Here is a 12,448-nt window from a genome sequence, read left to right on the forward strand (position 1 = left end):
CGTAAAGGCGCCAGCCGCGCAGCACCATGCAATCCTCGATCGTGGGGGTTGCGACGGCCTCCCACGGCAGGGGAGCGGGGTTTTCCGGCCTGGGTGCGGCCTGTTTCTGGAGAGGAATGGCCGGGGTCAGCGCAGCGGCGGCCCCATCCCCGCCGACCGCATCGGCATGGGGACCGGTGGTGATCATCCGGCAGCGGCGCAGCTCAGCGTCGACCATCGCGGGCGTCGCGCCGGGACGGTTGTAGAAGGTGGCGGCGGGATCGGGGGTCGCCGCGAGAAGGAGCAAGGCAAGCGGCAGCGACACCCGGACATCCTTCCGTGCTGGAAGCGGGGCGGCGGTGGTGCCGGCCCCGCTTCGTTACCGCCCGCCCCCGCCTAGAACCGCACCGTCACGCCGGCGCGGTACGAGCGGTTGCGAACATCCTCGCGCCCGACCGTGCCGTCGAGCGCGACGGAGAACTCAAACCGTTCGGTGCCATAAGCGAGGCCGGCGGACAATTCGCCCCAGTTGCGATCCTGCCCGGCGACGAGGAACGGCGCCTGGATGCCGGTGCCGCCCGCGAGGCCGGCGAAGAACACGTCCGGCCGATCCTTGAAGTCATGGACGAAATAAGCCGAGGCGACCGGTCGGAAGCCGGCGCGGTTGCCGTCGAGCTGAAGCCCGGCGCGGCCCTGCACGCTGAGGAAATCGTCCTTGGCGATCGCCAGCGCCGGTCCGGTGCCGGTTTCGACCAGCGGGGTATATTCGATCCGGCTGGCGCGCACCGCGGCGCGCGGGGCAATGCGAAGCGCGTCACTGCCAAAGGCGTAGCTTGCGCCAAGTTCGGTCGAGAGCGCGAAGGAATTGTCGCGCCCGCGCAGGTCGAACGGCGTGCCGGCGAAGGTGCCGGTGCGATGGGTGCGCGATTCATACACGCCGGCGCTGAACTGCGTATCGAGCGCGGCGCCGAAATCCTCTCCCAGGCGGCCATACAGGGTACCCAGGATCAGCTTGCCATCGGTCTTGCGGCCGAGGCGACGATCGGCGTCGAGATCGGTATAGGACAGGCCGAAGCCGAGCACCGCCGTGTCGGTCACCTGCGCCTCAAGCCCGCCGGCGATGAAGAAGCCGTCGAACTTGTCACGCCCGCCGCCCAGGATCGTGCCGGGCATCGGCCGGCTGGAACCGTCGACATAGCCGCCCGCGAGATAGGCCGAGACCGTGCTGGGCAGCGCGCCTTCCCGAACGACCGTCGCCGGCGTGTCGCTGACCGTCTGCGGCTGGCCCGGCATGACGATGGCATTGGCGGCGAATTGCAGCGGCTTGCCGATCAACGCCACCTGACCGCCGGCGAAGCTGCCGGGGCGCATCGCGCCGGTCCGCTCACGGTAGAAGCGCGCCATATTGTCCAGCCCGACGGTGCCGATCGCACGGCGCGTCGTTTCGGTGGTCGGCGCGAGCTGTTCCAGCGAGGCGCGGATCGTGCCGACACTTTGCAGGTCGAGCGCGTCATAGACGTTGCGCAGCGACGCATAGGCCGGGCGATTGCCGTCGAGCAGCCGGGCGTAGGCGGTCTGCACCGGCGTCCGGTCCACGACGCTGGCATAGGGGCGTGCGGCGATCGTCGCCTGCACCTGGCCGCCGGCATAGCGCACCTCCGGATAGAGGATCGCGCTGAACGGCGTCGCGGCATCGAAGCGGCCCGTGGTGCCGTCGGTGGTGGTCAGCACGGTGTAGCTGGCGCCGTAGCGCGGGAGCTGCCCGAGCGGCGCGAGCGTCAGCGTGCCGCCGAGCTGCGCGCGGTTGGCGACCAGCCGGTCCGAGCTGCCCGAGGCGCCGATATCGATCAGCAAGGTGCTGCCGGCGTTGAACACCGCGTCACCCGCGACCGTCAGCGTGCCGATCGCCCCGGCGCTGCCCGGGGCGACGGTGCCGCCCGACAGCGCGAGGAACGAGGGCACCGTGCCATTGCCGCCCAGCGTGCCGCCATTGCCGATGGTCACCGCGGAGGCCGTGATCCGGCCGTTGACCGTCAGCAGCCCCTGATCGGCGCGCGTCGCACCGGTGTAGCTGTTGCTGCCGGCGAGGATCAGCTCACCCGCGCCACGCTTCGTCAGGCCGCCGATATCATTGCCGAAGCCGGCGAGAACCTCCGCCGAATAGCGATCGCGCGCGTCGGTGATGTCGTTTGACCAGACATCGACGGTGCCGCCGGCGACCTCCACCTCGCGCACGGCGCGAAGCGCGGTGGGGCCGCGGAGCGCAGTGCCCATCTGCGGCGCGCCCCAGCCCGAACGCAGATCGACGCCGGGCGTGTCGAGATCGCGCGAACTGGACACCAGAATGTCCGAAATCAGCGCGGTATTATATTCGGGGAACGCCTCCATCAGCAACGCGGCAAAGCCCGAAACATTGGGCGCCGCCATCGAGGTGCCGGTCAGCGCGGCATAGCCGGGCCCGGTATAGGTGATGAAGCGTGCCAGTTCGGCGCTGATCAACGCATCCGCCTGGGTCAGCACCGAGCCGACGAACTCCGGCGTGAACAGATTGACGTTCGACACCAGGATGTTGGCGAGGGTCGACGTATAGCCATTGGGATCGCCGCCGACGAAGCGCGCGCCATAAGCGAGCGAAATGCCCACCGCCTCGCGTGCGACAAGGGTGCGTTCGCCCGCCTCGTCGAACGGCCGCCCGGCCGCCTGTGCCGCGGCCCGGCGGCTGAGATAGCCGTTCAGCACGTTGATCCAGGCGGTGTTGGCGGCCGATTGCAGCTGCGCCACGGTTCGCCCGGCGTAGATGCCGGGATAGGCCGCCGCCGTATAGGTGGCGCGGATCGCATCGACATTGACGGTATAGCCAAGCGCGCTGGAGATGATCGCACTGCCCGGGCCGGAGACGCACCAGGTGGCCGTCTGGCCGCACAGGCTGGTGCTGGCGGCGGCGGTGCCGTCGGCCAGGTAATTGGTCACCGACAGCCAGTTGCCGCGCAGCCGCGGATCGTTGAGCGGCGTGACCGCGTCGATGCTGGCATGGACGCCGCCGCCATTGCCGGCCGAGAAGACGACCAGCACGTCATTGTCGAGCACCGGCTGGTAGAAGTCGCCCAGGTTCTGCACGAACGTTGCCCGCGCCTGCGCCAGCGTGGCGGTGTAGGGCAAGGTCGTGCCCGAGCCCCAGCTGTTGTTGATGATCCGCACCTGTCCGGTGCTGGCGAGATCGACGATGTTTTCGCGCGGGGTGGCGACAGTGGTGCCGTCGATGAATTCATCCTTCCACCACAGGAAGTCGCCGGCGGCGAAATTGGCGGTCGCCGAGAAGATGTTGGCGCCAAAGGCGTTGCCGAAGCTGCGCTCCCCCGCGATCCGGTTGCCCGCGGCGGTGCCGGCGACATGGGTGCCGTGGATTTCCCAGCGGCGCCGCTGGTTGACGAGGCCGTCATTGCCATAGCCCGCGGGGATCGCGGTGCGCAGGCCGCTGAACTTGCCCGCGCCGGAGAACAGCGGATGATCGACCAGCACACCCGAATCGTTGATGCCGATCGTCTGACCCTTGCCCGTCAGGCCCATCACATAGGCATATTCGAGGCCCATATTGGCCTTGCTGTAGTCGACCGCGAATTGCGCGTCCTCACGCCAGCTTTGCAGCGCGGCGTTGTAATCCGCGGTGCGGGCGCCGGTGGCGGTGTAATAGCCGCCGGCGGGGGGTGGCGGCGCCGCCGCCGCGGCGGGCGCGCCGGTTTGGGCCGCGGCGGGCATGGTGACGAGGCAGGTTGTGCACAGCGCAAGAGCAGACAAAGCAAGCCGTGCAGACGGACGACGGGACGCAGCGAACATCAATGATTCTCCCCGGAACGCGAACTCTTCGGAAATCGCGTCTCGGGCGAGAGAATATTCGTCACGCCTGAAACTTGTCGATGTGAAACCAACATATGTGAAAATGGATCAGATTCCGTGGCTTTCGCGCCACATAGGACCAAAGTCCGGATTGCAAAAACATCCGAGATATGCGTCTCGCGGGATAGTTCTACGCTGCGGCGCAACTGACAACGGTGGCATGATCGCGCCGCGCGGGACGGGTTTACCCTCCCCTCATCTTCATTTCATCGAAGGCGTTATCACGACCGCGCCGCCCACCACCAGATGCGTAATTCCCGAGTCTGCCGGGGCGGGATCGCAGCGGGTACAGCAGCGTCTTCCCGGACCCGGCGCGACCGACGGTGAGATCGCGTGCCGCCAGCGACGCCGCGTCCGCCGACCTCTCGGAAGTGAGAAAGGGCTCTCAATGAAAGCGCTTGTCTACAAAGGCCCCGGCCAGAAGGCGTTCGAAGAGCATGCCAAGCCCGAGATTCGCGATCCCGGAGACGCGATCGTCCGCATCACTCGGACGACGATCTGCGGCACCGACCTGCATATCCTGAAGGGCGATGTGGCGACGTGCGAGCCGGGGCGGATCCTGGGGCATGAGGGCGTCGGCGTGGTCGAGGCGGTGGGGCCCGCGGTGACCACGTTCAAGCCGGGTGACCGGGTGCTGATCTCCTGCGTCAGCGCCTGTGCCAAGTGCGAATATTGCCGGCGCGGCATGTATTCGCATTGCACGACCGGCGGCTGGATCCTGGGCAATATGATCGACGGCACGCAGGCTGAGTTCGTCCGCACGCCGCATGCCGACACCAGCCTGTACCCGATCCCGGAAGGGGCGGACGAGGAAGCGCTGGTGATGCTGAGCGATATCCTGCCCACCGGGTTCGAATGCGGCGTGCTGAACGGCAAGGTGCAGCCCGGCGCGACGGTGGCGATCGTCGGATCGGGGCCGATCGGACTCGCCGCGCTGCTGACGGCGCAATTCTACTCCCCGGCCGAGATCATCATGATCGACCTCGACGACAATCGGCTGGAGATCGCCAAGAGATTTGGCGCGACGCGGACCGTCAACAGCGGCGATGGCAAGGCGGTGGACGCGGTCAAGGCGCTGACCGGCGGGCATGGCGTCGATACCGCGATCGAGGCGGTCGGCGTGCCGGCGACGTTCGAACTGTGCCAGCAGCTGATCGCGCCGGGCGGGGTGATCGCCAATGTCGGCGTGCACGGCCACCCCGTGTCGCTTCACCTCGAGGCGCTGTGGGATCGTAACATCGCCATCACCACGCGGCTGGTGGATACCGTCACCACGCCGATGCTGCTGAAGGTGGTGGGATCGAAGAAGATCGACCCTGCCCTCCTCATCACCCACCGCTTCACCTTCGATCAGATGCTGGAGGCGTATGAGACGTTCGGCAATGCGCAGAAGACCGGCGCGATGAAGGTGATCATCGCCGCCTAGCCGCCGGCGGCGAGCGATGGCGCGGGGGCGATGCCGGGTGCGGCATGGCCCGCGCGGGCGAGGAGCAGATCCTCCAGCCGCCGGATCCGCGCGAGCACTTCGCCGTCGCGGCGTTCGCGCATCCCGGCGATGGCGATGGCGCGCGCGACCGGCCCCGCCGCCTCGCCCAGCGCCTTGCGCTCATCCTTGCCGTAGATCGTGCCGTCGGGCCGCGGGCCGAGCACGAGCCAGCCGACGCGGCCGACCGCCTCCGACTCCAACGGGAGGCGCATCGGGAAGGTCGCGTCGCCGCGCGCGACGCCGGCCGGCTCGACCGCCAGATCGCGTTCGTCCAGCCATGCCCCTGCCGCCTCCGGCGAGAGCCCGTGCGTCGCCACCACGCGATCGCCGACCAGCACGGCGGCGCGGGTGGCCTAGACGTTGCGGGCAGCGGAATCGACCACCGTCTCCGCGATCTGGCCGACCGACCCGGTTTCGCGCAGGTCACCGACGATCTGCGGCAGCCCCTGGCTCAGGCGCAGCAGCTGGCGCTGGAAGCGGCGCTCCGCCCAGCCGCTGACGCGGTGGTGCAGCGGCACGATCAGCACCGCGGCGAGCGCCGCGGCGAGGCCCCCGGCGAGCGCACCGACCTGCGCGTCGAGATAGGTTTCGCACAAGGTCTCGATCAATTTCTCCCCCGCCGCGAACAGCGCGACGAAGCCGAGCGTCAACACGCCATAAGCGGCGGAGCGCCCGATCACCGTGTCCGCGTCATAGAGGCGGTAGCGCAGCAGCGAGACGAGCAGCCCGCCGACCATCGAGATCGTCGCGAATAGGCTGCAGATCAACGAGAGGCCATGAAGCTGGCTATATTGCCCCCCCGCCCCTGTCCCTTGCGCTGCCAGAAACGCCATGCCCGACAGGATCAGCCAGAAGGTGCCCGTGGCGAGGCCGAAAAAGCCCCAGCGGACCTGCTGCCGCATGATGCCTGCCGGCATCTGGCGGTAACGCAGCGCCATCCGCACCAGCACGACCGCGCACAGCGACAACACATAGGGCATGATGATCCACGGCCCGCCGACCCGTAAGATCACCGCCGGCGGGTAAAGCAGGATCAGGCCGATGATTGTCCAGGAGCGCGCCGACCCGATACGACCATCGGGAAAGCCGGCCAGGCCCACGAGCAGCATCGCCAGGCTGAGCGAACCCATCCACTCGCTCAAGAACGGGATGTCCAAGATATCGGCGAGTGGCGTGTTGGCGGTCGCGGCGTTGGTCGCAAAGGCCAGGGCGAGCAGCGCGGGCACCGGTTCACGGCGACGGCGGAACAGGAGGGCCGCGGCGATGAGAAAGGCGATGGACGACACGGTTTCGCTGAACCCCTGGAGCAGGCGCACCTTCTCCACCTCCCGCGTGTTGCTGGCCGCGCGGGTCAACCGGTGCGTGCGCACCTCCCCCTGCGCATTGCGCAGGGTCAGCGCAAGGACGGCGCCTTCGGGCCGGTCGAGCAACCGACGCTGCTCGGCGAAATCCAGAGCGCGCATGGGACGACCATCGATGGCGAGGACTTCGTCGCCGGCCCGGATCCCGGATTGTTGCGCCTGTTGTCCCGTGACAGCGAAGATTTCGCTGCCTGATGACGACGCGCTCAGGCCGTAATTGAGCCAGCGATAGGGATACGGCTTGAAACTCTGCCACGTTCCAAAGACGGTGACGATCAATGCTGTCGCAATGGTCGCGGCCCAGATGATGCTGAAGATACGCAGCCCCGTGCCGGTCAGCCGCGGCAGTGTTTCCGGCAGCCGGATTCGCCATCGTGCAACAGACAGACTGATCATGACATTCCCCCGCGATAGTCATGCCCGACGGGGGCGGTTGCTGTCCAGCCGGGTCGCGACGCGATATCAGCGCGTTACTGTTGCCATGTCTTGTTGCGGGATCGGATCTTCTATGGGTGATCTGGATCAAGGGGCGTGACCGGGCCGGTTCATTGCCCGGGGAGCGTGTTGATACCGGCGGGGTGCCCCCCCCTTACACAAGGGTCGGGCGGGAGCGGATGGCGTTCAGGACCGGGGGTTCGACGGCATAGACCGCCATGCGGCGACCGCCGCGGTTGACGTGATCGGTGATGCGGCCGGCATAGTGGCGGCGGACGAGGCCGGCGCGGACCAGATCGGAGACGGCGCGGCTGACATTGGCGCGGCCGATCGCCAGCGCCTCCTCCGCCACGGCGGCGTCGATCACCGCGGCGTCCTCCGTCGCGATGCGGGCGGCGACCTTGGCGCGCAGCGTGGCGCGGCGGCGGTCGTTGGCGGCGAGCGGGGCGAGTTGCCGTGCGAGCCAGTCGCGCAGGGCGACCCGCTCCCCCTCCCCTTCCGGGCCCTGAGTGCGCGTGCGGATCCAGGGACCGGCGCGGCCGTCGGCACGGGCGGCCTCCGCGATCAGTCCGAGGACGAGGAAGGCGTAGCGCGGACGGCGCGAGGCGGCGGTCAGCGTGGCGAGGATCGAACCGAGATCGAGGGTGCTGCTGCTCATGCGGCGAATCAAGCACAGTGCGAACACAAGGTGAATCCCCCTTGTGCGTCGGCGTGTCGTCTTTGTCGCGGGTGACACTTTCCCAGAAGGGTCTGGGCAGAGTGTCATGGCTGACGCTCGTCGGGCTGCGTCCGAGGCGCGGCGCTTCTCGACTTGGCAGGCTGGCTTGTGGACCGCGGGGCACCGGCAGAGTGTCACCCGTGACGCAAGGCGGACGGCGGTGTCGGCCTGACGGTGGCGACGCGCGGTGAATCCCCTCTTCCAATCCAAAGGATTTCACATCGCCCTTACGGGTTAGACGGTTTATCTTAGGGTTAGAGAGTTAGGCGGCTGCGACGGGCCACCAAACCACTGATATCATGTACTTTCTGGAGGGGCGCTGTTCCCGGAGTGTCGTCGCTGTGTTCCTGAAGGTGCGAGGATGGCGTTCCTGAAGTGTCGGTTGATGGTTCCTGAAGGTGCGAGGGATGTTCCCGGAGTGTCGAAGGACGTGATCGCAGGCCTGTTTGGGGCAGGGAATTGAATCGAAATCGGAGTGGGTGGCCGGATCGACGTTCAAATCTCCGGCGCGGCGCGGTGGACATGGCTGGGCGGCGGCGTTGAGCCGACACTTCGGGAACGGATCGGCGGGACGCGAGGGTATTTTGTCGGTGCTGCCTCCCCTGCCCCGGCCTGGCTTGGATGTCTGCGCGACCTAGCTTGAGAGGTGGTGCGCGATGCGGGGCGGGGAGGTTTTCGGGGCGCATGAGCGGGTGGCCCCCCTCCCCTGTCGTCACCGGCCGAGTTCGTGGCGGTGCTTGTCGTCCCAGCGTTTGACGAAGCCGATGAACGCGTTCTGGTAGTTGACCGGGGTGCGCGCGGGATCGGCGTCGATCCACTGGCGGAACTCTGCATGGAGCGCCTGATAGTCCCAGCCGGGATATTCGGCGCGGAGCGTGTCGAGCGTCGCGTCGGTGAGGTCGCCGGCGGTGGCGCGCGTCGCCAGGCTCTTGACCGAACGGCTGACCGAGCGGCGGATCATCGATGCCATTTCGGACAGCTCTGCGGTGCGCTCAGGCGAGGGGGCGGGGTCACGCGACAGGGCCGGGAGCGGCGGCTGCGCGGGGGTGGTGGGGGCAGCAGCGGGTGTTTCCCCGGGGAAACGGGGCTCTGCGGGCGCCTTTGAGGTGGTGCGCTTGCTGACGGATTTGGGCGTCGCTTCGGCCGCGGCGCCATCGGGGCGGCGGCGCATGCGCAGGTTCGGTTCGCGCTTGCCGGCCGGCTGTTCGATCGCGAGCGTATAGCCGGGCAGGGGGTCCTTCTCGGCAATCTTGGCGATTTCGAACTTGAAGCGGCGATACTGGCCCTCGGCGCCCGATTTCTCGAACAATGTGGGCATGGAGATCGCGAAACCCGCCTCGCCTGCCCCGCCCGCATGCTTGCGCGCGACCTTGTAGAGCCAGCGTTCGCGCCCGCCGGTGAGATCGAAATAGGCGCGGTCGATGCTGAGCACCCCGCCGGTCATCATCACGCCCTCCCAAAACCAATTGGAGAGCTCAATCGTCATGCCGCGCGATCGCTCGGTCTTTTCGTCGACGAGCTGGGTCCAGCCGTCGAGCCAGCTGAATGTCGCCTCGCGGCGATTCTCGGCGCGAATGTTGGTCTTGATCGTGGTGGCGACGAGCCGGTCGAGCGCCTGGCCAAGCAGCTCATAGGCGCGGCCCGTGGTGGGGCGTCCGATCGCGCGCAGCAGGTCGTAGGGCATGAGGTGCAGCTTGCGCGGCACGTCGTTGACGCCGCGGCGCGCCATGTCGGCGAGCACGCTGGCGCAATAGATCAGGATATCGGCGTCCCAGATCGTCGCCATGCCGTAATCGGGGTTGGCCGAGACATGGACCCACAGCTTCCCGTCGGGGCTGCGATAGTCGATCGGTTTCACCCGTTTCGACTTCGCAAGGCTGAAGAACGGTCGCTCCATCATCTCGCGCTGATCGCGCAGTGGCAGATCGGCGAGATAGGGGAGGAAGAGGTCGAATTGTTCGGGCACCGCCTCGCGGCTGGCGCGCGTCACTGGGTGTTTCCCCGGGGAAACGGTGGGTGCCGGGCCGGGACCGGGGGAGGGGAAACGCGCGGCTGTTTCCCCGGGGAAACAGCCGCCGCGGGGCGCAAAGTTCGTGAAGTTGATGCGTATGAGGGGGTAAAAGCGTGGGTCAACGCTGCAGACCCCGGCCCTGCGCCTCCAGATGGGCGAGCGCGCGGCGCAGCGCATCGGCGAGTTCATCCGCGTCGGCGCCGGAGCCCGCATGAAGCCGGATCGTCACGCCCTGGCGGTTGGCGGACTGGATCGACAGGGCAGGGCGGCCGTGCGGGGTGGTCCACACCCAGGGGCGCTCCCCCGCCCCGCCCGCGCCCGCCAGCCGCGGCGCATCGAGCAGCTGGCGTACCACGTCCGCGGCACTCCACGGCCCAAGCCCCTGTTCCTGGCGCGATTTCTGTTCCCGCGCCATCGCCTTCGCCTTGGCGAGGATGGCGGGCGCTGCGCTCTTGTCGTCGAGTGCCTGCGCCAGCGTGTAGGCCGGCTTGAGCTGCACGTCGGCGGGGGAGGCGAAGGCGGCAATCACCGTGTCGGGGAGGGCAGCGACCTTCAGCATCTTCGACAGCCAGCCCTTGGAGAGCTTCAGCCGTTCGGCCATGCGCGTCAGGTGATTGTCGTAATGGCTCCTGAGCGCAGCGGCGTAATTGCGCGCGCGTTCGAGGTCGGAGACGTCCTTGCGGGCGCGGTTCTCGAGGTCGGCGAGGCGGAAGGCGGCCTCGTCATCGAGCACCGCGACCTGCGCGACGAACACCATGTCGGGGTAGGAATGGGCCCGCAGCCACGAGATCGACCAGTGCCGCCGGGTGCCGGCGATCACCTCATAATCGTAATCGGGATCGCCCTCCACGCGGCGGACGACGGCTGGCACCTTCTGCCCGCCCTCGGCAATGATCGAGTCGATCAGTTCGCGGCAGCCCTCTTCGGAGAGATGCGCGTAGGAACGCGCATTGCCGGGCCAGATCCGCACGCGCGCGGGATCGAGCAGCAATTGCGTGACCTGCCGCACCTCACCGCTGGCGACGCGCGCCAGGGCCGATTCGCGGCCGAGCAAGGTGGTGCCGCGCAGCCGCTCGCGCCGTTCCGGCGCAGGGGCGGGCGGTGCCACGGGAGAGGCCGCCGCGGGGGAGGGGACAGATGCCGGGGCAGCGTCCGGGATCGCGTGCGCGACCGGGGCAGTGATCACCGGCGGTTCGTCGTCGGCGAGCAGCCCTGCGAGATAGTCAGATTGCTTACGCGCCATGCCGTGCCTCCATCGCGCGGAACATAGAGTGAACATTGAAAAGTAGGAAAGCCCCCGCCGCGGGCGCCTGCACCGAGGGTGCCTGGTCAGGCCGCGGCATGGATCACATCCTCCTCACGCGCAGGGGCGACGCGGCCCCAGCCCTGGCGGACGAGCTGCTCGATCTGCCCCATCGCCTCGTCGAGGTTGGCGCGGCAGCGCTTGTGCGTCTTGGGCGTGCCGATCGGGCGTTCCAGCTCATAGACGGTCATCATGCGCAGCGCGGCGTGGCTGATTTCCGCGCTGTCGAGGATCGGCACGGGGAGGAGGGCAGGGCCGAAGCTCTGTTCCATGATCGCGCGGACCATCGCGTGGCTGGGATCGTTCGAATCGAACTTCGAGCAGATCAGCCGGACGAAGCTGTAATCGACCGCAATGCCGGCGCTTTCCAGCTGGCGCAGCACCTGATCCATCATCGACAGGAATTGCACCGTCGAGCAGAAATCGGGGGTAGTGGCGGCAAGCGGCACGAGCAGCGCATTGGCCGCCTGCATCACCGCGAGGCTGATCGTGCCGAGCGCGGGCGGCGGATCGAGGATGACCACGTCATAATGTGCCGCCAGATCGATAAGACCCTGTTTCAGCTTGCGAAAACGCGCCGCGAGAACCGATTGGCCGTCCGAGCCGGCGGCCGCCAGCTCATATTCCACGTCGAACAATTCGAGGTTCGAGGGGATGAGATCGACGTTCGGCCAGGGCGTGCGCTTCACCGCATAGCCGAGATCCGCCTGGGTCGGATCGATCGACAGATAGGGGTAGAGCGTCTCTTCGCGGGTGATGTTGAAATGCGGGTTGAAGCCGAACAGTGTCGTCGTGGTCGCCTGGCTGTCGCAATCGACCACCAGCACGCGATAGCCCTGCACCGCGAAATAATGCGCGAGATGCGTGGTGACGGTCGACTTGCCGACGCCGCCCTTGAAATTCTGCACCGCGATGATCGCCGGCATGTCGAGCGGGGCGCGCGCCGGGGAGGCGCCGAGCACCTGGCGCATGTGCAGCAGTTCCTCGACCGAATAGCCGAGGCGGCGGCCCTTTTCGCTGGCCGGGGGCGGGGGGAGGCGGCCGTCATCCTCCGCCATGCGGATGCGATTGGTCGAGCAGCCGAGCAGCGCGGCGGCCTCCGCAATGCCGAAGCGCACGTTGAGCCCCTTGCGGCTTTCCGGCAGGAACGCCTTGCGCCGAAGCCGCTCGATCATCCGCTCGCCAGCATCGGCGAGATCGCCGATCTGGCTGGTGATTGCATTCATGAAGTCACCCCGGCGCGCAATTGAAGCTTGTGCTG

At 67.8% G+C, this 12,448-nt stretch carries 9 protein-coding genes; 1 reads left to right on the forward strand and 8 read right to left on the reverse strand.

The features are described 5' to 3' along the window. Positions 1 to 304: hypothetical protein (locus CA236_RS15090; protein WP_206430593.1), on the reverse strand; the 304-nt coding region annotated here is incomplete at its 3' end. A 71-nt stretch (positions 305 to 375) separates the two neighbouring features. Next, on the reverse strand, positions 376 to 3,813 hold the full coding sequence (locus CA236_RS15095) for a S8 family serine peptidase (RefSeq protein ID WP_164518960.1): 3,438 nt from the start codon (positions 3,811 to 3,813) through the stop codon (positions 376 to 378). A 448-nt stretch (positions 3,814 to 4,261) separates the two neighbouring features. Between CA236_RS15095 and CA236_RS15100 the strand changes: the two genes are divergently transcribed. Then, on the forward strand, positions 4,262 to 5,299 hold the full coding sequence (locus CA236_RS15100) for a zinc-dependent alcohol dehydrogenase family protein (protein WP_125946201.1): 1,038 nt from the start codon (positions 4,262 to 4,264) through the stop codon (positions 5,297 to 5,299). Here the strand turns inward: CA236_RS15100 and CA236_RS15105 are convergent. The 6 genes from CA236_RS15105 to CA236_RS15130 all read right to left on the reverse strand — a co-directional run bounded on the left by CA236_RS15105 (position 5,296) and on the right by CA236_RS15130 (position 12,413). After that, on the reverse strand, positions 5,296 to 5,697 hold the full coding sequence (locus CA236_RS15105; protein WP_125946202.1) for a hypothetical protein: 402 nt from the start codon (positions 5,695 to 5,697) through the stop codon (positions 5,296 to 5,298). The two genes, CA236_RS15100 and CA236_RS15105, sit on opposite strands and share 4 nt — an antisense overlap. A 15-nt stretch (positions 5,698 to 5,712) precedes the next feature. Continuing rightward, on the reverse strand, positions 5,713 to 7,116 hold the full coding sequence (locus CA236_RS15110; protein ID WP_125946203.1) for a hypothetical protein: 1,404 nt from the start codon (positions 7,114 to 7,116) through the stop codon (positions 5,713 to 5,715). A gap of 193 nt (positions 7,117 to 7,309) precedes the next feature. Then, positions 7,310 to 7,813 (reverse strand): hypothetical protein, encoded by a 504-nt coding sequence (locus tag CA236_RS15115; protein ID WP_125946204.1) that lies wholly within the window; start codon positions 7,811 to 7,813, stop codon positions 7,310 to 7,312. 772 nt (positions 7,814 to 8,585) lie between these two features. Next, a complete protein-coding gene (locus tag CA236_RS15120) occupies positions 8,586 to 9,863 on the reverse strand; it encodes a replication initiator protein A (RefSeq protein WP_125946205.1) in 1,278 nt (425 codons plus the stop codon). 139 nt (positions 9,864 to 10,002) lie between these two features. Continuing rightward, positions 10,003 to 11,127 (reverse strand): ParB/RepB/Spo0J family partition protein, encoded by a 1,125-nt coding sequence (locus CA236_RS15125; protein ID WP_125946206.1) that lies wholly within the window; start codon positions 11,125 to 11,127, stop codon positions 10,003 to 10,005. An 86-nt stretch (positions 11,128 to 11,213) separates the two neighbouring features. Continuing rightward, entirely contained in the window at positions 11,214 to 12,413 is a 1,200-nt protein-coding gene (locus tag CA236_RS15130; protein WP_125946207.1) for an AAA family ATPase, read from the reverse strand. Positions 12,414 to 12,448: the final 35 nt, after the last annotated feature.

The sequence above is a fragment of the Sphingomonas sp. ABOLG genome (genome assembly GCF_003950435.1).
Classification (GTDB): domain Bacteria; phylum Pseudomonadota; class Alphaproteobacteria; order Sphingomonadales; family Sphingomonadaceae; genus Sphingomonas; species Sphingomonas panaciterrae.